The organism is Frigoribacterium sp. PhB107 (genome assembly GCF_003751515.1).
Lineage (GTDB): Bacteria > Actinomycetota > Actinomycetes > Actinomycetales > Microbacteriaceae > Frigoribacterium.
This window is the reverse complement of record NZ_RJKU01000002.1, coordinates 162735-182487: the sequence shown is the minus strand read 5'-3', so window position 1 is coordinate 182487 and position 19753 is coordinate 162735. Positions and strand designations below refer to the sequence as shown.

Sequence of the window (19753 nt, the reverse complement as noted above, 5' to 3'; positions counted from 1 at the left end):
CATGGTCAAGAACCAATTCATCGTCGCCGTCATCGCACTCATCGTCACCGCTGCCGTCGTCGTCGCGGTCATCATCTACAACGGCACGCGCACCGACACCGCCCAGCCCCTCGCCGCCGACCCCACCGTCGCACCGGCCAGTGCGGAAGTCGTTCGTGACGACACCCGCTACCTCGACCAGGTCGAGGGCGACGCCGTCACCGTCGTGGAGTTCCTCGACTTCGAGTGCGAGTCGTGCGCGGCCATGTACCCGTACGTCGAGCAGGTCCGGGAGAAGTACGCCGGGCAGATCAACCTCGCGGTCCGCTACTTCCCGATCCCGTCGCACCGGAACTCCGAGAACGCGGCCGTCGCCGTCGAGGCGGCTGCCCAGCAGGGCCAGCTCGAGGCGATGTACGCGCGCATGTACGAGACCCAGGCCGAGTGGGGCGAGAAGCAGGAGTCCGAAGCAGCCCTGTTCCGCACGTTCGCTGAAGACCTCGGGCTCGACATGACAGCGTTCGACGAGGCGGTGGCCGACCCGGCGACCCTCGAGCGCGTGGTCGCCGACCGGGCGGAGGGCACCGCCCTCGGCGTCACCGGCACCCCGACGTTCTTCGTCGACGGTCAGATGATCGAACTCACCGCCGTCGACGACCTCGACAAGGCCGTGGAAAGCGCAGTCGCCGGTGGCTAGGAACCGCGGGCGCGCCCGGAAAGCGCAACCCGTCGCTGCTCCCCCGCCGAACCTCCGCACACTGGCCGTCCTTGGACTGCTGCTGGCCTGCATCGCCGGCCCGGTCGGTTTCGTCGTCAGCCTCGTCGCGTTCATCCGCTCACGTCGAGCAGGTGAAAAGAACACGGTCGCTTTGGTCGGGATGATCGTCGGCCTCGCCACGACTGCGGCGTTCGTCGCCGGGGTCATCTACTTCCAAGCCGTCTTCGCCGGCCAGACCGGTGTCTGCGCCGAACTCGGCCCCGGCGACCACGACGGCGCCTTCGGCACCTTCACCTGCTCAGAGAACTGAGAAAGCCCATGACCTTCCCCCCTCTTCGAAACCTCGTGACGGCACTGTTCGTCATGCTCGCCCTCGCTGCTGGCCTCGCCGTCCTGGACGCTCGGCCTGCCGCCGCCCATGACGCCCTCGCCCAAGCAGTTCCCGCGGCTGACGAGACCGTGACGACCGAACTGTCCTCGGTGACCCTGACGTTCTCGGAGACACCGTTGGCCGAGTTCGCGAACGCCATCGCGTTGAACGTCACCGACCCCGCCGGGACTTCCGACACCACAGGCGCCCCCGTGGCGGACGGAACGACCCTTTCTGTTCCCGTCGAGGTCACTGAGGCAGGTCTACACACCGTGACGTGGCAGAGCGTGTCGAGTGACGGACACACCATCTCCGGCACCTACACCTTCACCTACGCCGGCCCCGTCGCCGCAGCTGCCCCCACAACACCGGCCCCCGACGCGAGCACACCGGCCGCCTCGGCGGAGGAAGAAGCACCAACGTCGGCCGCGACGCACTCTGCCACCGAGCCTGCTTCAAGCAACCTCATCCCCTGGATCGCGGGCGCGACGGCTCTCGCGGTATTGATCCTGATTCCGGTCATCGTCATCCTCGCTCTCCGCGCCCGCCGCCGGAAAAAGGCCGGGACAGCGGACCCTGCGGAGACAGCAGGCACTGAGGAGTGAGCACACCTCTTCACCCTCGCAGCACCACTAGTAGCCCCCGACCAGGCATCTCTCTGGTGGTGGCCGCGGTCGCGGCTGCGGCGACCGTCGCGGTTCTGCTGGTGGCGGTGAAATCGAGCGAGATCGTGCTGATCGTGGACCCCGGAGAGATCGTGAGGTCTGGGTATGCGGTCAGCAAGACCTTCAGCAACAGTGCGGCCGCGATCGCCCTCGGTACCGCTTTCCTCCTGGCCACCGCCGTCCCCGTTCACGAGCCCTCACAGCGAAGCCTGTTCCACCTGCTGCGCAGCTCAGCTGCTGTCTGGGCCATCGCGGGCTTCGTTGCCAGCGTCTTCACGTTCGCCAACATCAGCGGCGTTCCCCTCAACGAAGCAGGAACTGCCGCTTTCTGGTCGCAATTCTCTTTCTACAGCAGCGGAATCGAGCTCGGCCAGGCGTGGACAACCACCATTGCCGCAGCAGCCCTCGTCACCGTGTGGGCGTCACTCACCCACTCCCCCGGACACGCAGCAGCCCTCGCGGGGGTGAGCGCCCTGGCCTTGATACCTCTGGCCCAGCAAGGGCATGCGGCGGGTTCGGCGTCCCACAACCTCGCGGTTGTGTCGATCCTGATGCACGTCCTGTTCGCCTCGATCTGGGTCGGCGGCCTCGTCGCCCTCGTCTGGCTCAGACGAACCCTCCCCGGGCACCTGTTCCCCGTCGTCCTCCGCCGCTACTCGGCAATCGCGTTCGCGGCCTTCGTCGCCGTGGCACTCTCGGGCCTCGTCAGTGCCACCATCCGCATCACCGACCCCACAACGCTCACCACCACCTCCTACGGCCTCATCGTCCTCGGCAAGGTCGTCGTGTTGGTCCTCGTCGGCGTCCTCGCTGCCGTCTTCCGCACATGGTTGCTGCCGCACATCCACACCGGCCGAACGCGTCTCTTCTGGGCTTTGGCCGCCGTGGAGGTCACGTTCATGGGTGTCGCGTCCGGTCTTGCCGGAGTACTCGCCCGCACCGCGCCTCCTGGCGCTGAGCAAGAGATCTACGAAACGGGTCCGGTCACCGCGGCTGAATCCCTCACCGGGTCGGTCTTCCCTGCACCACCGAGCTGGGCCACCGTGTTCCAAGGTCAACCAGATCCCTTCTGGCTCCTCCTCATCCTCTTCTCCGCAGCGACCTACCTCCTCGCCACCCGTGCGCAGCACCGGCCCGGGACGCCCTGGCCGTGGCATCGCAGTGCCCCTTTCCTAGCGGGCCTGCTCGTCGTCCTGTGGGTGACGTGTGGTCCACTGTCGATCTACGCCACGTACCTCCTCAGCTCCTACGTGGTGACGATCGTGGCGCTTCTGCTCGCGGGGGCCTGCATCGCTCAGGGACGCCCGGGCGCCCTTGCTCGAGCGACCCTCAGACTCAGAGAAGACGGGACGAGAGGCCCCCGGGAGTGGGCGACGTCTCTCCTTCGCCGGCCCCTGGGCCTGTTCGACGACAGCCCGCTCGGCGTCGGCTTGATCGTGCTGGTGACCGTGGTGCTGGCCATGATCCCGGCGGGCATGCGCTGGGCAGTGACCGAGCCCCTCGGACGTGTCGTCGTCCTCACCGCTGTCGTTGTCGCCGGCGCCGTGCTGGGGTCCGCTCTCCGACGGGCACTGACCGGCCACAAAGCTGGCGACATCGCCCTAATCGGCGGCCTCGCCGCCTGTGCTCTCGCGGGTACCGCAGTAACCCTTTTGGGGCCGACCGTGATGCTCGACTGGTTCAAGACGATGAACCCCGGCGGACACCCCGCCGCCGACGCCGATCAGCGCCTCGGGAGCGTCATCCTCCTCATCAGCGCCGCCGCCACAGCTCTCACCGCAACAGTCCTGGCCCTCCGTGCGCTCACCGGGCCCCGCACCGCCACCCCGTCCCTTACCTCGGAGGACTCACGTTCATGACACGCCCCACCATCCGAACCCTTGTCGCCGCTGCCCTGGTCGCCGCGATGGCCATCGTCACGTCGGGTTGCGGCTCGAGCAGTTCTGTCGCGGAACAGTACGCGGACGGGTCCACGAAGAACTACATCGGCGGCGACGGCACCGTGGTCGAGATTCCTCCGGCCAACAGGGGTGAACCGATCTCCTTCACCAGCACCACAGACCTCGGCGAACCGCTGGACTCAGCCGACTACGACGGCGACGTGATGGTGGTCAACTTCTGGTACGCCGCCTGCCCCCCGTGCCGAGCCGAAGCTCCTGACCTCGAAGCCCTCCACCAGCAGTACCAAGACCAGGGCGTGTCCTTCATCGGAGTGAACGTCCGCGACCAGGCGAGCACCGCGGTCGCCTTCGCTGAACGGTTCAACGTCACCTACCCCTCCGTCATCGACATCACCGACAGCGCCGTACAGCTGGCCTTCGCCGGCCAGGTGTCCCCGAACGCCGTTCCCACCACGATCGTCGTCGACCGAGAGGGCCGAGCAGCAGCCCGGATCACCGGCCGAGCCGAGAAATCCATCCTCAACTCCCTCATCACCACCGTTCTCGCCGAGACCCCATGAACCTCGCCGACACCGTCTTCGACGGCCAGCTCCTCCTTGCCGTCCCGATCGCCCTCCTCGCCGGGCTGGTCTCTTTCGTGAGCCCCTGCGTTCTGCCCCTCGTCCCCGGCTACCTCGGTTACGTCGGGGGTCTTGCCGACCCCACCGCGAAGACAGGCAAAAGACGTCTCCTGATCGGAGTGGGCTTGTTCGTGGCGGGGTTCGCTGCGGTGTTCATCGCTTACGGGGCCCTCTTCGGGGCGCTGAGCGTGTGGCTGATCCAGTGGCAGGGCCTCGTCACCCGCATCCTCGGAATCGTCGTGATCCTGATGGGGCTGGTATTCATCGGGCAGGTCAGCTTCCTGCAACGCTCCTTGACACCGCGGTGGCGGCCCGTCACCGGCCTTGCCGGTGCACCTCTTCTCGGAGTCGTCTTCGGCCTGGGATGGACCCCCTGCTTCGGGCCGACCCTTGCCGCGATCTCAGCTCTCAGCCTCAGCAGCGGCTCCGCAGGACGCGGGGCCCTCCTCGGGTTGGCGTACTGCATAGGTCTCGGGCTGCCCTTCGTGCTGGTCGCCCTGGGCCTGTCCTGGGTGACCGGATCTGTGGCGTTCGTCAAACGCCACATCCGCGCCATCAACCTCGCCGGCGGCGCCGTCCTCATCGCCGTCGGCATCGCCATGGCCACCGGCATCTGGACCGCCCTGATCTACCAGCTCCAAGGCCTCATCAACGGCTTCGTCCTCCCCCTCTGACCGACCAGGAACCTATGACTTCCCTCCCTCTGCACCGCGAACGACTCACCCCCTCGCCGGCGTTCTACCTCGCGATCGTGCTCGTGATCCCCGCCACCTTCTTGGTGTTCCTGCCCATCAACGTCACCGCCGGGATCATCGTCGCGGCCGTGCTCTACCTCGGCTCTGTCGCAGCCTTCATCGGCACCTCGCCCGTCGTCCAGGTCACCCCAGATGGGTTCTTCGCCGGTCCCGCCCGCCTCACACCCGACGAGATCGGGACCATCACCACCTACACCGGCGGAGACGCCACACAACAACGCGGGCCCCGCTTGGACGCCCGGGCGTGGACGCTGTTCCGGGGGTGGGTGCATCCCGTGGTGAAGATCGAGCTTCTCGACGAGACAGACCCGGCACCGTACTGGCTTGTGTCCACCCGGCACCCCGACGAACTCGCGGCAGCCCTGGCCACGGTGACCCGCTCGAAGGAGGGCGCCTGAGATGCCGGCACTTGACCTCGCCGTTCTGCTGGGCTGGGCCCAGGGACCGGTGTCCCCTGTCGCGATCGGCGCCGCCCTGTTGGCAGCCGGCTACGTGCTCCTGTTTCGCCGGGCGCGACGCCGGGACCGGGCCCTTACTCCTGGCCGGAGTGGCCCTGGTGTCGGGCGGGCAGCGGTGTTCGTTCTGGGTTGCGTACTCATCGTCCTGGTCACGGCAACGGGGGTGCAGACGTACAGCCGGGAGCTGTTCTCGGCGTTCATGTTCCAGCAGCTGACGCTGCTGATGATCGTGCCGCCGCTGCTCATCCTCGGACGACCAGGAACGGTGCTGCTGCGGGGTCTGCCCCGGCACGGCGTAGGACTTATCGCACTTCGGGCAGCTGTCGGGGCGCTCAGATCGAGCTTCGCCCGTGCAGTCGTGAACCCGATCGCCGTGTTCCCTCTGCTGCTGGTTCCGCTGTTCGGGCTCTACCTGACCGGCGCCATCGACGCGCTCCTCGCCACCGAAACAGGACGAGCGGCCCTGCAAATCGGCTTCGTCGCTGTCGGGGTGGTGGTCATGGTGCCCCTGGTGTCCACAGACCCGCTGCCTCGACAGACGTCCTACGTCATTCGAGTCTTCGACGCGTTCCTCGAGATGCAGATCCACGCCGCCTTCGGCCTCACCCTGATCTTCAGCAGCGCCCCCCTCGTAGCAGCCTTCAGCTCCCCTTCACCCCGCCTTGGCATCGATGCCCTCCGCGATCAGCAGCTCGCCGGTGCCCTGGTGTGGACGTACGGGGAACTCCCCGTCGTGGTGATCCTCCTCGTCAGCCTCGCCCGCTGGCAGCGACAGGACACCCGAAAAGCCGCAAGAGCGGCGAGGCGTGCCGACGTCGAAGGCGACACCGAACTCGACGACTACAACGCCTACCTCAGGAACATCAACCATGGCGGCCGAAATGACTAGGACACGTCGGCCACCGGCACGGGCCACAGGTCTCCCTCAGCCACCCGTCACAACGAAGGACGCCACCCATGCCTGAATCGTTCTGGGGCTCAGCCATCTTCTCCGTCGTCCCGAGCCTGGTTGTGGGGCTCATCTTCTGGTTCGTCGTCCGGGCACTCGTGCGCGCCGACCGCAACGAACGGCAGGCCTACGCTGCGATCGACAAGGAAGAGCGCGAGCGGGCCGCCCACCAACTTGGCGACACGCCAGAAAATCTCGACGGCACATGAGGCCGCCAGCCGAGATATCGAAGGCTCCCGCGGTCATGCCGCTGCCTGCTGCTTTCGCGGCCGCGGCAGCAGGTGGAGCCATTCTCGATGGCGCCTTTCCCGACAAGAACTGGTGGCCTCTAGCCTTCCTGGGGATCGGGTTGATCTTGGCGGCCCTCCCCGGACGACGCGCAGGGGCAGCGTTCGCTGTCGGGCTTGTCGCGGGCGTTTCGTTCTACGGTTTCCACATTCAGTGGGTAGCGCTCTTCCTCGGGCCCGTCCCGATCGCAGCGCTAGTTCTCTTGCAGGCGTTGCTGTTCGCGGCGGGATGCGTGGCGATCACCCTGGCGTATCGGTGGCTCCCCCAGCTGTGGCCAGGCCCGTGTGGAGCCTGCCTTGGGGTCCCGGCCGTGGTGGCGGCAGTGTGGTGTGCCCGTGAGGCGGTGTCGAGCACCTGGCCGTATGGCGGGTTCTCCTGGGGCCGAGCCGCGATGTCACAATCCACCAGCCCTCTCCGAGAAGCCTTCGCGTGGCTAGGAATATCGGGTGTGGGGTTCGTCATGGTCCTCGTTGTCGCGATGATTCTGCAGATCGTCAGCACCAGAACACTTCGACACTCCGGCCGGTGGATTGCACCGGTGGCCGCGGCGGCCATACTCGTGGGTCTGCCGGCGTGGCCCATCGCGCAGACGGGGACGATGCGGGTGGGCGCTGTGCAGGGGAATGGTCCAGCGGGCTACTTCGACGAAAGAAACCCCGGGGACCTCACCCAGGCCCAAGTAGACGCCACCACACCCCTTCTCGATGAACGTCTTGATGCTGTTCTCTGGCCCGAAGGCGCCACGGACCGAAGCGCCCTCGATGACGACGACACGGCTGCAACGTTCGATGCGATCGCCCAGGCGACGGCGGCGCCGCTGATCGGGTGGGCCATCACGGAACGGGACGGACGGACCTACAACACGGAAATCCAGTGGGAGCCAGGCCGTGGCCCTGTCGATTTCTACGACAAGAAGCACCCCGTCCCGTTCGGGGAGTATGTCCCCGACCGGGCGTTCTGGCGATCCCTCGCGCCTGACCTGGTCGACATGGTCGCTCGCGACTACACCCCAGGGACAACCGACCCCATCTTCGACATCTCCGGGGTTTCGGTCGGCATCAGCATTTGCTTCGACATCGTCGACGATGACGTACTCCGTCAGTCCGTCACCGAAGGCGCCCAGGTGCTGTTCTCGTCGTCCAACAACGCCGATTTCGGACGCTCCGACCAGAGCGCCCAACAGCTCGCGATCACCCAGATTCGGGCGATCGAGCTGGGGCGGAGTGTCGTCAACATCTCGACCGTCGGCCGCAGCGCCGTAATCGCGCCAGACGGCTCCGTGACAGCTGAGCTGCCCTGGTTCAGTCCTGGGGTGTTGGTGGAAGACGTTCCGTTGTCCACGAATCTGACGCCGGCGGCGATGTGGGGCGGCCAGATCGAAAAGATCATCAGCATCACTGGTCTGAGTGTCCTGCTCGGTGCCGGCGTCCTCTCCCGGAGAAGAGGCGCGGAGCGGTAGACGGCGGACGACGCACAGAGGAGGCGTGGCACCAACCGGCGCCACGCCTCCTCCTGATTCACACGAACTCTGTCCGTGCGTTACATCTGCACACCAGAGTGATCGATCATGCCTGCGCGGCGGCGGCGGCGCACGACGAGCACCGCACCGGCACCAGTCAGCATGAGGGCGAGCAGCAACGCCGGCAGGACCTCGGAGCCAGTGAAGGCGAGAGGACCGTTGCCGGACCCGGCGGTCCCGACACCACCGGCGGTGTTGCCGCCGTCAGCGGGCACAGCACCAGGGGTCGGGGTGGCGGACGGGGCCGGGGTGACGGCGCCGGCGATGACGTTCACCGCGGCGGTGAGCTCCACACCCGACTGAACCCCGGTCAGGGTGACCGTTCCAGCGCCCAGTGCGGTCGGAGCCGTGACCGTGAAGGTCGCGATTCCGTCGATGACATCGACGTAGCCAAGGTCGACGGGGTCACCGGTGGCAGGGGTGAACACGCCCGAGACCTGACGGTCGCCCTCGATCCCGGAGGCGGTCACGGTGAAGTCTGTTCCGGGAGCGACCTCGGCCGGGGCGGAGATCGTGGCGTCATTGCTGAGTCCGTCGAGGTTCCGGTCGAGCTCGAGCGCGTTGACGATGGTGAAGAAGTTATCGGTCTGGTCGATCAGGCCGACGACGTTGGCAGCGCCGGGACCGTAGCCGGCAACGCGGAGTTGGCTGCCGGTGTGCTGCTGCGAGCCACCAGCCGCGGCGGTGCCGTAGGCGATCTTCATGGTGCTGCCCTCGTTGGTCAGCAGCGACGTGCTGAGCGAGGTAGGAGGGGTTCCGTCGACGATCTGGCTGGTGTGGGCGTGGTCGGCGGTGACGATGACCATCGTGTTTCCGTCAGCCTTGGCGAAGTCGAGCGCGGCCTGGACGGCCTCGTCAAGGTCGAGGACCTCACCGATCTGGCCACAAGCGTCCGCGCTGTGGTCGCGCTTGTCGATCGAGGCGCCCTCGACCTGGAGGAAGAAGCCGTCCTCGTTGTCGAGCAGGTCGATCGACTTCTCAGTCATCGCCTGAAGCGAGAGGTCCGTCGAGAGGCGGGCAGGGTTCGGCGTGCAGCGCTGCGGGGCGAGGTCGCCGCCACCAACGGTGGCCGTCGAGGGCGCGAAGCGCGTGGGGAAGTTGCCGTCCGTGAACGTGCCCAGCACGGGCGCGGTCTGGTCGGCCGCGGCAAGGCCGCTCAGGCCCGCCGCGTCACCGATGACCTGGTAGCCGCGGTCGCCGGCCTGGTCGAAGAGCGTGTCGCCCTGGTACTGGCCGGCACGGGCCGCCTGGCGGAACGAGGCCGAGCCGCCACCGAGGGTGAGGTCGGCGCGCGTGCCGATGATCTGCTCGCTGATCGAGCCGCGACCACCCTGGTCGAGAGCGTCGGCACCGCACTGGGTGACGCTGTCGGGGCCGTAGCAGCTGCGCGCGGCGACGTGCGCGGCCTGGACTGCGGGGGTCGCGTCCTGGACCTCGGAGGTGGTGACGTTGCCGGTCTTCAGGCCGTTGGCCTTGGCGATCTCGAGCAGGGTGTCCTGCGGGGTGCCGGCGATGTCGACCGAGACGGCGTTATCGTACGTCTTCGTGCCGGTGGCCCACGCGGAGCCGGTCGCGGCGGAGTCGGGTACGTAGTCGGCCTTGCCGTCTCTCGTGAGCGAGTACGTCGTGTACTGACCCGTCAGGGGCAGGGCGTCGATGCCAGGCAGGACACCGCCCGCGCCGTACTCGTAGTTGCGGGCCGAGGTGATTTCGGAGTCGCCCATGCCGTCACCGATTAGCAGGATGACGTTCTTCGCCGGGCCGCCCTGGACGGAGTCGAGGATCGCCTGGGTGCTGTCGTCGATGCTACGGGCGGCACCACCGTTCTGGGCAACGTCTGCGGGAGTTGCGGCGACGGCTGCGGTCGGGACGAGGGCGACGGAGGCAGCAAGCGCCACCGCTCCGAACGTCGTGGCCGCTGCGCGGCCGGAAGTCATCAGTGACACGTGTCTGCTCCAGGTGATCGTGATCCGTGAGCGCCATGCGGAAGCCGCTACAGCGCAGGAACCAGCAGACCCCGACTCGGTAAACCGTCGATGAACACCCCCCGGCCCGCACACCAATAAAGACCCTCGACTAGGGGGTAGCAGGAAGAGCTTGCGGATGGAGACAAATCTTCTGGGGCCTGCTCGACCGGAAGCGGGACTGAGCGGTAAGTCGCCGATTTTCTACGTTGTCGGTGGAGTGTCAGCCGGGTGACGTCGGGTGGGCTTCGAATCGCACGCCACGGATACAACCGCGAAGCTGATGAGACCGACTGTGGTGAAGATGTCGGCGACATTGAAGATGGCAAACCAGTCGATCGCGATGAAGTCGACGACCTCACCAGACAGGGGGCCTTTGTCCGCTCGCGAGATGCGGTCCCAAACGTTGCCCGTGGCTCCGCCGAGAACGACCGCGAGAAGGAATGTCGCAAACGTCCTCCTTTCCTTCAGTGCCCGAACAAGGACCCAGGCGGCGAGGGCCGCAACGATCGCTATGATGCCGACGGTCAGGGCTGGGCCGAACTCGGCCCCGAGACCAAACGCGACACCGGGGTTGAACACGAGCCGGAGACTTGCGCCGAGTCCTAAATCGATTTGACGCTCTGCGCCGAGAAATGACAGCGCCCATGCCTTCGACACCTGATCAAGAACGAACGCAGCCGCAGTGATCACGACTGCACCGGCGACCCGCCCTCCGGCCGTCATGAGAGGGCCTCGACGAGCCGAATGAGGACACCGGACTCGATCAGGATGTAGAGCCCGAGGCCGATAAACACTGCGGGCACGAGCCAGTGCTCGACTCTTTCGAGCAGCTCACTGACGGTTTTGCTCGTTCCGATGAAGCGAGCGGTGAGGCACCACACCGCCACCAGGACAAGGAACACGATGATTGTGACGACGGTGTCCTGCACGGGGTTTGTCCGGAACACGGGCGTGTAGAGCGAGATGTTGTCGGCACCGTTGGCGATTGTGATGCCGGCAACTCCTAGGAGACCAACTGCGGAAATTGCGTCGTCATCGTCATCGTCGTCGTCATCGCCTCGGCGCCGAAGGGTGCGAACGAGACCGTAGATGCCGATGGCAAGCGGAATGAGGCCGAGGAATCCAACCCACTTATCCGGCACGATTGTGAGCCCCGCAGCGGCCACGACGCTGATGGCGACGAGGGTCACGAACCCGGCGTACTGACCGGCAACAACCTTCCACCCGGGCAGAGCGCCTCGTGCTGACGCAACGAAAAGAACGGTCAGGACGACGAGGTCGTCGATGTTGGTGGCCGCGAAAAGACCGACCGCGGCGACGATGGTGCCGATCATCGGGTCTGGCTTCCGTAAGTCGTGCACAAGTCGACCTTGTGCCCGGTAGAGGCAAGCAGCTGCTCGGCGGATTCGAGGACGTCAAGGACTTCCGGTGTGGCCACTGAGTAAAAGTTCTGCCGCCCCTCGGCGCGAGCGGTGACAAGGCCGCAGTCTCGAAGGCAGGCGACATGCTCAGAAACAGTGGACTGGGCTAAACCAAGTTCGTCAGTGAGATCCCGTACACGCGCTTCGCTTTGGCTGAGTCGGCGCAGGATGAGCAGACGGCTCGGGTCTGCCAGCGAATGGAACAGCGAAACCGCTGCAGTTAACTCTTTAATAATCGGCACGCGCCGATGATATCAATTCCAGCCGATTTTTGGCGAGCTGAGGAACACCCGCGATCTGAGACCGAGGAGCATGCGCCACCCCTCCCCGTTCGTCTCATTAGACGATCGGTCACCGACCAGCGGCGGACGCTAGCCACTCCCCCGCAGCTACGGGGCGCAGGCTGTCTCGATAGATCAGTCCGAAACTGATCTCGGTGAACGATCGGTCACCGACCAGCGGCGGACGCTAGCCACTCCCCCGCAGCTACGGGGCGCAGGCTGTCTCGATAGATCAGTCCGAAACTGATCTCGGTGAACGATCGGTCACCGACCAGCGGCGGACGCTAGCCACTCCCCCGCAGCTACGGGGCGCAGGCTGTCTCGATAGATCAGTCCGAAACTGATCTCGGTGAACGATCCCCTATCGGGACTGGCCAACACACCCTTTTCTTGGTCGGAACGAATGTTGTATCAGCAGGTGCAGCTTGGTCGGATCAGTGCTTCACTGAGCGTGGCGGAGACGCCACGGCGGTGGGGCTCGCCGTCACCAACCTCGACTCAGGTCGACAACAGTCCCTATCTCATCCACTGGCGTGCCCAGATACCGAGATAGGAGACCAGATGACCACCGACACCATCGTCGTCGGAGCCCATACCCGGACGGCCAACACCGTTCTCTCGACCGCCGCCCGGTTCGCGGCCCGGTTGTCGGCACAACTCGTCGTCGTGCAGGTCGACGACTCCCGCGTCCCCGCCGACCCCGACGACGCCAGCGGCCGAGGGGCGACCGTTCCCCTCGACCCAGACGAGTACGACGACGACGCCGTCGACAGATCTGCCCTCGAGGCGACGGCAGCCCGGCTCCGCACCGACGTGCAGATCACGGTCGACGTCCGTGTCCTCGCCGGTGACCCCGCAAAGGCGTTGGCCCGCGTCGCCGCCGACACGCACGCCGTGATGATCGTCGTCGGATCCTCGAACGGTCCGGCCGCGGGCCTGAAGGCTGCACTGCACGGGTCCACGGCATCGTTCCTCATGCACCATCAACCCGTGCCGGTACTCGTGGTGCCGGTCTCGAAGGCATGGCCGTGACGACCCGGATCGTCCTCGTGCGACATGGCGAAAGCCAGGCCAATGCCGACGGGCTGTTCACCGGTATCACCGACTCACCCCTCACGACCGGAGGCCGGGAAGAGGCCCGCCGTGCTGCACACCTGCTCGACGAGGCGGGTTTCCGCCCGGCATCGATCCTGTGCTCACCGCTGGCCCGTGCAACTGAGACTGCCCGCGTCATGGTGGCCGAGAACAAGTGGCCCGTGCCCGTCACCGTCGACGTGCGACTCCGGGAACGCGATTACGGCGACCTGACCGGACGGACCAAGGCGGATGTTCGCCGCTCAGACGGCGAGGAGGACTTCACCCTGTGGCGGCGCTCCCTGGAAACCCCGCCCCCGCCGTCCTCTGACGCGCTGTTCGCGAAGCTGTGGGCTCAGGATGCCCTCCGTCATGTGGAACCCGAGAACCGGACCAGGGCCGAGAGCCTGCTCGACGTCATCGCCCGGGTCCGCCCCGTCACCGAGGCGGTCCAGGCCGGGACCGCCGGCGGCACCGTGCTCGTGGTGGGCCATGGCAACAGCCTCCGCGCACTCTGCCTGCTGCTCGACGCGTTGACCCCGCTCGAGGTCGCCGCGCTCAACATCCCGACCGGACACCCCCTGATGTACGACCTCGCCTCCGATGGGCATCCGCTGACGCGGGGCGGCACGTATCTCGACCCGGCCGCAGCGGCCCTCGCCGCCACGGTCATCACCCACGAAGGAGGAACCTGACATGAACGACTACATCAGCAACCGCACCATCCACACCCACGACGTCGGCACCTACGTCACCCACGGAGGTGCACACCCCGTCCAGATCGTGTCCGCTCTCGGGCGGTCGATCTTGGACTCCCGCGGCTTCCCCACCGTCCAAGTCGACCTCGAACTCGCCGATGGGTCCGTCGTGTCAGGCTCCGCCCCTGCCGGAGCGTCAACCGGTGCCCATGAAGCTGTAGAACTCCGAGACGGTGGCGCAGCGTTCGGCGGCAAAGGTGTTCGACAGGCCGCGCAGATGGTCACCACCGAGATCGGCGACCTCCTCACCTCACGCCCCTGGGCCGGGATCAGCGAGATCGATCGTGCCCTCGCCGACCTCGACGGCACTTCGAACTGGTCGAGGCTAGGCGCCAACGCCGTCGTCGCGACCTCGATCGCGGCGTCCCGGGCGCTGGCCCGCGAAGCCGGCCTGCCCCTGCACCGGTGGATCGCCCTGCTGTCGGGGACGAACGAAACGCTCCCCGTCCCGCACTTCAACGTCCTGAACGGAGGCGCCCACGCAGCTAACGACCTCGACTTCCAGGAATTCATGATCGCTCCCGTCGGAGCGACCAGCGAGGAGGAGGCGGTACAGACCGGCGCCGAGGTCTACCACGCCCTGAAGACGCTCGTACAGACCCGCTACGGCACCGCAGGCCTCGGCGACGAGGGCGGCTTCGCCCCGGCGATCAGCAACCCCGAGGAGGCCCTCGACCTCATCGTCCAGGCGATCACCGACGCTGGCCACCGGGCAGCGCTGGACGACGTCGCCATCGCCCTCGACCCTGCCGCGAACGGATTCGGCGACGGAGACGGCCGATACCGAGTCGCCGGGCAAGACCTCGATCGTGGAAGTCTCGCGGACCGGTACGGGGCCCTGCTCGAGGCGTACCCGATCAGGAGCATCGAAGACGCGTTCCACGAGGACGACCACGACGGGTGGGCGCTGATGGCGTCGCGGTTCGGCGGACGGGTTCAGCTCGTCGGCGATGACCTCTACGTGACTGACCCCAGAAGGATCGCCGAAGGCGCGGAGCAGGGCTGGTCGGACGCCGTTCTCATCAAGCCGAACCAGATCGGTTCTGTCAGCCAGACCCTCGACGCGATCGCGACGGCCCGGTCCCACGGCATGGCCTGCATGGTGTCGCACCGCTCCGGGGAGACCACCGACACGTTCATCGCCGACCTCGTCGTCGGCACCGGGGTAGGCCAGATCAAATCCGGTGCCCCCGCACGCGGGGAACGGGTCTGCAAGTACAACCGCCTGACCGACATCGAAGCCGATCAGCCCGGACTTTCCTACGGCCTCAGCACGAAGGACGATGCATGACCTCACCTTCACCTGACACACCGTTTCCGCCGCTGCCCTCGAGCAGAGGCGACGAGTTCGACGGGCTGGGCCAGAACCCCGACCTCGATGTCGACGACTCCACGGGCACCGAACGGCCCGTGCACCTGCGGTGGCGGTTCATCGGACTCGTCACCCTCGGCGGCACGATCGGCACGGGCCTGCGCGAAGGCCTGGCGTTGAACTTCCCCGCAGCCCCGGGCAGCATCCCGCTGACGATCCTGCTGATCAATGTCGTCGGTGCGTTCGCGCTCGGGCTGCTCCTCGAGTCGTTGGTGCGACGAGGGCCGGACGCGGGTCGCCGACGCGACCTGCGGCTGCTCATCGGAACAGGCGTTCTCGGCGGATTCACCACCTACAGCGCTCTTGCGGTCGACACCGCGACCCTGCTCGGTGACGCGCTGCCGATCGCCATCGCCTACGGTGTGGGATCGGTCGTGCTCGGCGCCGTGGCTTCCTGGGCCGGCATCACCGTCGGTGCCGCCCTCCACCGCCGTTCTGAGGCGGCGTCGTGATCGCCCCATGGCTCTTCGTCGCGACCGCGGTCGCCGGTGGTGTGGGCGCGGCCCTGCGCCTCGTCGTCGACGGCGCCGTACGCAGCACGTGGTCGGCCCCCATTCCGCTGGCGACCCTGGTCATCAACGTCAGCGGGTCGTTGGTGCTCGGCTTGCTCACCGGTCTTGCCGACCACGCGGGGCTGCCCCGAGAGTGGCTGCTCGTCGCGGGCGGCGGGCTCATGGGCGGCTACACCACGTTCAGCACCGCGAGCGTCGAGACCGTGCGCCTCGTAGCCGAGAAGAAACGGGTCGCTGGGATCGCCAGCGGCGCGGGCATGCTGCTGCTCGCCGTCGCTGCCGGGCTCGTCGGCCTCATCATCGGCAGGTCATGACACCCTTCTGACTTCCGGGGCGACGACTGACCAGGCGTCACCCCGGAACCGCCCAGGACGACCTGGTCACAGCCGGAGCCTTCCTTCTCCGTCCGTGAGACGATCACCACCTCAGTCGGCGGCCGCCGACTCCCTTTTCCGTTTCGACGAACGAGTGAGCAGGAGAGAGCACCATGAGTAACACCGTCGTCCATGACTTGGTTTCCGAGATGCTGAGTCGGCTTCCGTCCGGTGGAGGCATCGTGGCTGTGGATGGCGATGCTGGCGAGCAAGTCTCGGACATGGGCAGTCAGTTGGCTCGGGAGATCAGCGCGAGAGGCCTCACGTCGTCCGTCCGAGCATTCGCGGGCACGGACTTCGAGTCCTTGCCCGCCGGCACGGACGTGGTGTTGGTCGTCGGCGAAGGCGCGTTGCAGCCTGGCGTCCGGACGCGGTGGAACTGGACTCTGTGGGTCGAAGCCTCCGGGGTGCGTGATCCGGCGAGTAACGACCGCAGTGCGGTGGCGTTCGAGAGCTACAGGTCGCGTGACGAGCCCAAGGGCGCCGCCTCGGCCATCGTCGACGTCAGTGACCCCGAGGCCTATCGCCGTGACTGGAACGACGCCTGTTCGATCTGAGCCGCTCCCCCACGCACCCTCGTCGTCCGCGGTCAGGGCAGGGGACGGGGAGGCGCGAGGAGCGTTCCGCGGATGACGCTGCCGTGGAAGGTGCGCACGGCGACCGTGATCCAGGCCCCGACGAGCCCGATGTAGAACGCGACCGCCAGTACCTGCAGCGCGACGAGTCCCGTGTGCAGGGCCAGACCGTTCAGGCCTGTCACGCAGGTGCCGACGGGGAAGGTGAACGACCACCAGGTGAGTGAGAACGGGAGCCCCTGGCGGATGGTGCGGAGGGTGATGGCCGATGCCAGTGCCGCCCACATCAGGGCGAATCCCAGAGTGGGCACACCGTAGACGAGCCCGAAGACGAACAGGGCGTGCGAGGTTCCCTGGTCGACGGCGAGGTGGGCGTTGCCACCGAGCAGGTTGGCTGCGGTGATCGACTGCCCCAGCGGGCCGAGGACGATCCAGAGGGTGGGGACCATGCCGGCCGGGCCGATCTTGTGCTGGGCCAGGCGTGACCAGATCAGTGTGATGATCACTATCGACGCCAGCAACGACAAGCCGAACATCGCGTAGCACCCCCAGAGCATGTTCTGCCTTGCCTGCCCCGCGGGCAGGAAGGGCAGCAGCAGCGCACCGGTCGAGGCAGACACCATCGGGGGAACCACGGGCATGAGCCAGCCGCCGAACGCACTGTCGGGGGCCGTGTCGTGCCGGGTGAACGTCAGGTACGGGACCGCGATCGCGCTGACGAGGCCGAGCACCGTACCGATGGTCCACAACACCCAGTCGATGCCGACCGCCAGGGGCGTACCGAGGACGTCTTTGCCCAAGAGGAGGGTGCCCGCGCCGACGGTCAGCAGCGCCATGGGCGGTGCCCCGTAGAAGTGCGCCATCACCGGATTGAGTCGATGCCCCCGCGCGGTGGCCCGGTAACGCACCCAGTGCATGACGGTCGCCATGCTGAGAGCGACCAACAACACGCTGGCCAGTGCCCAGACGAAGGTCGCGGCGGGGCGCAGCCCCGGGAACTGCAACGGCAGGGTCGCCGCGGCGTTGGCGACGATGCCGGTCCCCATGATCGACGCGAACCAGTTCGGGGTCAGGTTCGACACGATCTGCCCGCGGTGCTCGAGCTGGCGGAACAGACCGTGCGTGCGGGGAGGGGCGACAGTCGGTGTGATCGCGGCAGGCATGCCTCGATCTTCGTACGTGCGACCGGCTGCCGATACGGGCGGATGCTTGTGGTGTCACAATGTTTCCTTGTGACTGGACTCCCTGTTGATCTCGAGACGCTCCGACTGCTGGAGGCGATCTCGAGATCGGGCAGTCTGGGCCGGGCCGCGACATCGGTGGGCATCAGCCAGCAGGCGGCGTCGTCTCGCATCACGGGCGCCGAGCGGCGGCTGGGTCGTACGTTGCTCGTCCGCTCTCGGGCCGGCTCGGCGCTGACCGAGCACGGACTCCTGGTGTGCGAGTGGGGCCGACCCCTGCTCGAGACGGCGACCACCTTCGAACGATCGCTGCACACCCTGATGACCGGCGCCTCCGACGCTCTCCTCGTCGCGGCGAGCCAGACGGTGTCAGAGGCGCTGATGCCACGCTGGATGACAGCGGCAGCGGATCGTGTCCGGGTACGCCTGGAATCGGGCAACAGCGACTGGGTCGTCGACGAGGTCCGTTCGGGGCGCGCGCACCTCGGGTTCACGGAGACCCCTGATGAGACCGACGGGCTCGCCACGACCGTCCTGGGTGTCGACGAACTGCTCATCGTCGTCTCGCCCAGGCACGCATGGGCATCGAAGTCCGAACCCGTGACGGCAGCCCATCTCGCATCCACACCGCTCGTGTCTCGGGAGTCGGGCTCGGGCACCCGCCGGACCCTCGAGCTCGCCCTGGGGATCGACCCTGCCCTGATGGCAGAACCCGCTGCGCAGTTGTCGTCGACGGGCGCCATCCGGGCGGCCATCGCCGGCGGTGTGGGTCCGGGAGTCATCAGCTCGTTGCTGGTCGAGGACGACCTCCGCGCCGGGCGCCTCGTCACCGTCCCGGCAGCCGTCGACCTGAGACGACCGTTTCGCGCTGTGTGGTCGGCCGGTCTGAGCGCCGGGGCGCAGGAGCTCCTGGCCGTGATCGCCGCATTGCAGCACAGCCCCGACTCGGCGCCGAGATGATCAGAGGAGCGAAGCGTGCCGTAGGGCCGTGACGGCCCGCAGGTGCTTCTCGCCGGCGCGGGTGGCGTTCGCCGGCGACAGATGGGGTGCTGCGAGCACGGGCACGACCCTCGCACGCGGTTCCAGGGTGAAGTACCTCATCACGCCCGTCAGGGCCGGAGTTCCGAAGGTCACGATCGCCCGCAGCTGCGGCAGAGAATCGAGCAGCTGAGCGAGGGCGGGGCGGGCGTCGTCGAGATCGGTGACGGTCGGCGCCCGGCCCAGGGCCCACGGGACGATGTTCCATCGCAGGTAGACGTGCCTGCCCAGCCCCGACTCGATTCGTGCTCGCTTGAACGCAGACGCCGTCGGCCCCGGGTTGTCCTCACTGCTGATCGCGTCCTCGCCCTGCCTGATCGTGGCAGGACCGGGTGATTCCATCAGCACGAGGACTTTCGCCGCTGCTCCTCCACCTGATGGGTCGAAGCCCGGCACGAAGCGCGCACGGTCTGGTCCGGAGCTCCGCCATTCCGACACGAGCTGATCGAGGCCCCTGGGCTGCTGCATCCCTAGACGCTACGACGTCGAGGACCATTTCCGCCCACGCTCACCGACGACGCGGAACGACCAAGACGGCGTCCGCTCCGAGTGCACTCGCCCCACAGCAAGTGATCCAGTGGGCGATCCTCTATCGGGCACCGTCCACGAGTGCGTTCAAGCGATCAACCAGTTGCGCCATTCGGGGCGGTCCGAGTCGAAGGACGAGCGACTCCGAGAACCAGCGCATCCACACCGCCTCGACATCAAGGATCGTGACGGCATCGGCCCTGAGGAGAATGCGAACCAGGTCGACCGCCTCCATCTCGCACTCATCTGACGGAGCACCGTCCGGCTGACCAGGCTCGAGACCATACGGATCGACATCGCTGAGAACAGCCAAGACACCAGCGAGGGTCTTCCCGTAGGTCGCTGTCCTCGCTCTCATGCCCCTCATGATGCCTGGGGCTGCCTCAACCGGTGACCGATTGCTAGGCGGACGTTTTCAGCACGGGTCACATCCTCACCAGCAGGACTGCG

The 19753-nt window shown here is 67.0% G+C and carries 23 protein-coding genes; 17 read left to right on the top strand and 6 right to left on the bottom strand.

From position 1 onward, the window contains the following. Window position 1: 1 nt before the first annotated feature. The 10 genes from EDF18_RS08980 to lnt all read left to right on the top strand — a co-directional run bounded on the left by EDF18_RS08980 (window position 2) and on the right by lnt (window position 8162). Window positions 2-676 (top strand): thioredoxin domain-containing protein, encoded by a 675-nt coding sequence (locus EDF18_RS08980; protein ID WP_123547503.1) that lies wholly within the window; start codon window positions 2-4, stop codon window positions 674-676. Further along, a complete protein-coding gene (locus EDF18_RS16140) occupies window positions 669-1007 on the top strand; it encodes a hypothetical protein (protein ID WP_148050072.1) in 339 nt (112 codons plus the stop codon). Before EDF18_RS08980 ends, EDF18_RS16140 begins: the two co-directional genes overlap by 8 nt. Before the next feature lie 53 nt (window positions 1008-1060). Continuing rightward, window positions 1061-1672 (top strand): copper resistance CopC family protein, encoded by a 612-nt coding sequence (locus EDF18_RS08975; RefSeq protein WP_158614656.1) that lies wholly within the window; start codon window positions 1061-1063, stop codon window positions 1670-1672. A 56-nt stretch (window positions 1673-1728) separates the two neighbouring features. Further along, window positions 1729-3591, top strand: coding sequence for a cytochrome c oxidase assembly protein (locus EDF18_RS08970; protein WP_123547501.1), 1863 nt, complete (start codon window positions 1729-1731; stop codon window positions 3589-3591). After that, window positions 3588-4193, top strand: a complete 606-nt coding sequence (locus EDF18_RS08965; protein ID WP_123547500.1) for a TlpA disulfide reductase family protein — start codon at window positions 3588-3590, stop codon at window positions 4191-4193. The genes EDF18_RS08970 and EDF18_RS08965 overlap by 4 nt, the downstream gene beginning before the upstream one ends. Next, window positions 4190-4927, top strand: coding sequence for a cytochrome c biogenesis CcdA family protein (locus tag EDF18_RS08960; RefSeq protein WP_056260046.1), 738 nt, complete (start codon window positions 4190-4192; stop codon window positions 4925-4927). The genes EDF18_RS08965 and EDF18_RS08960 overlap by 4 nt, the downstream gene beginning before the upstream one ends. 14 nt (window positions 4928-4941) lie before the next feature. Further along, on the top strand, window positions 4942-5406 hold the full coding sequence (locus tag EDF18_RS08955) for a DUF3093 domain-containing protein (protein WP_056260048.1): 465 nt from the start codon (window positions 4942-4944) through the stop codon (window positions 5404-5406). A 1-nt stretch (window position 5407) separates the two neighbouring features. Next, window positions 5408-6355, top strand: a complete 948-nt coding sequence (locus EDF18_RS08950) for a cytochrome c oxidase assembly protein (protein WP_123547499.1) — start codon at window positions 5408-5410, stop codon at window positions 6353-6355. Between the two features lie 68 nt (window positions 6356-6423). Then, a complete protein-coding gene (locus EDF18_RS08945) occupies window positions 6424-6624 on the top strand; it encodes a hypothetical protein (protein WP_123547498.1) in 201 nt (66 codons plus the stop codon). Then, the gene (gene lnt / locus EDF18_RS08940) at window positions 6621-8162 is read left to right on the top strand and encodes an apolipoprotein N-acyltransferase (RefSeq protein WP_123547497.1); all 1542 of its coding nucleotides are present in this window, start codon (window positions 6621-6623) and stop codon (window positions 8160-8162) included. The genes EDF18_RS08945 and lnt overlap by 4 nt, the downstream gene beginning before the upstream one ends. Before the next feature lie 80 nt (window positions 8163-8242). Here lnt and phoA read toward each other — a convergent pair whose 3' ends face one another. From phoA to EDF18_RS08920, 4 genes are all read right to left on the bottom strand, one after another. Further along, window positions 8243-10159 carry an alkaline phosphatase gene (gene phoA / locus EDF18_RS08935; RefSeq protein ID WP_123547496.1) on the bottom strand — a complete coding sequence of 639 codons (1917 nt, stop codon included), beginning with the start codon at window positions 10157-10159 and terminating at the stop codon, window positions 8243-8245. 231 nt (window positions 10160-10390) lie between these two features. Further along, the gene (locus EDF18_RS08930; RefSeq protein WP_158612593.1) at window positions 10391-10879 is read right to left on the bottom strand and encodes a signal peptidase II; all 489 of its coding nucleotides are present in this window, start codon (window positions 10877-10879) and stop codon (window positions 10391-10393) included. A gap of 29 nt (window positions 10880-10908) precedes the next feature. Continuing rightward, window positions 10909-11523 (bottom strand): cadmium resistance transporter, encoded by a 615-nt coding sequence (locus EDF18_RS08925; RefSeq protein ID WP_123547495.1) that lies wholly within the window; start codon window positions 11521-11523, stop codon window positions 10909-10911. Next, window positions 11520-11852 (bottom strand): helix-turn-helix transcriptional regulator, encoded by a 333-nt coding sequence (locus tag EDF18_RS08920; RefSeq protein WP_123517283.1) that lies wholly within the window; start codon window positions 11850-11852, stop codon window positions 11520-11522. The genes EDF18_RS08925 and EDF18_RS08920 overlap by 4 nt, the downstream gene beginning before the upstream one ends. Window positions 11853-12452: 600 nt before the next feature. Here EDF18_RS08920 and EDF18_RS08915 point away from each other — a divergent pair. The 6 genes from EDF18_RS08915 (at window position 12453) to EDF18_RS08890 (ending at window position 16538) form a co-directional block, all read left to right on the top strand. Further along, entirely contained in the window at window positions 12453-12923 is a 471-nt protein-coding gene (locus EDF18_RS08915; protein ID WP_055976344.1) for a universal stress protein, read from the top strand. Next, window positions 12920-13660 (top strand): 2,3-bisphosphoglycerate-dependent phosphoglycerate mutase, encoded by a 741-nt coding sequence (locus EDF18_RS08910; RefSeq protein WP_158614655.1) that lies wholly within the window; start codon window positions 12920-12922, stop codon window positions 13658-13660. The genes EDF18_RS08915 and EDF18_RS08910 overlap by 4 nt, the downstream gene beginning before the upstream one ends. A gap of 1 nt (window position 13661) precedes the next feature. Continuing rightward, entirely contained in the window at window positions 13662-15014 is a 1353-nt protein-coding gene (gene eno, locus EDF18_RS08905; RefSeq protein ID WP_123547494.1) for a phosphopyruvate hydratase, read from the top strand. Beyond that, window positions 15011-15547, top strand: a complete 537-nt coding sequence (locus EDF18_RS08900) for a CrcB family protein (RefSeq protein ID WP_082454848.1) — start codon at window positions 15011-15013, stop codon at window positions 15545-15547. Before eno ends, EDF18_RS08900 begins: the two co-directional genes overlap by 4 nt. Next, the gene (locus EDF18_RS08895) at window positions 15544-15921 is read left to right on the top strand and encodes a CrcB family protein (RefSeq protein ID WP_326937862.1); all 378 of its coding nucleotides are present in this window, start codon (window positions 15544-15546) and stop codon (window positions 15919-15921) included. The genes EDF18_RS08900 and EDF18_RS08895 overlap by 4 nt, the downstream gene beginning before the upstream one ends. Window positions 15922-16094: 173 nt before the next feature. Beyond that, a complete protein-coding gene (locus EDF18_RS08890) occupies window positions 16095-16538 on the top strand; it encodes a hypothetical protein (RefSeq protein WP_123547493.1) in 444 nt (147 codons plus the stop codon). 32 nt (window positions 16539-16570) lie between these two features. Here the strand turns inward: EDF18_RS08890 and EDF18_RS08885 are convergent, their stop codons facing one another. Then, window positions 16571-17719 carry a TDT family transporter gene (locus tag EDF18_RS08885; protein ID WP_123547492.1) on the bottom strand — a complete coding sequence of 383 codons (1149 nt, stop codon included), beginning with the start codon at window positions 17717-17719 and terminating at the stop codon, window positions 16571-16573. A 42-nt stretch (window positions 17720-17761) separates the two neighbouring features. Between EDF18_RS08885 and EDF18_RS08880 the strand changes: the two genes are divergently transcribed. Then, complete coding sequence (locus EDF18_RS08880) at window positions 17762-18697, top strand: LysR family transcriptional regulator (RefSeq protein WP_123547491.1); 936 nt, start codon at window positions 17762-17764, stop codon at window positions 18695-18697. On the opposite strand, the gene EDF18_RS08875 is transcribed toward EDF18_RS08880, so the two are convergent. Continuing rightward, on the bottom strand, window positions 18698-19243 hold the full coding sequence (locus EDF18_RS08875) for a uracil-DNA glycosylase family protein (RefSeq protein WP_123547490.1): 546 nt from the start codon (window positions 19241-19243) through the stop codon (window positions 18698-18700). Between the last annotated feature and the right edge of the window lie 510 nt (window positions 19244-19753).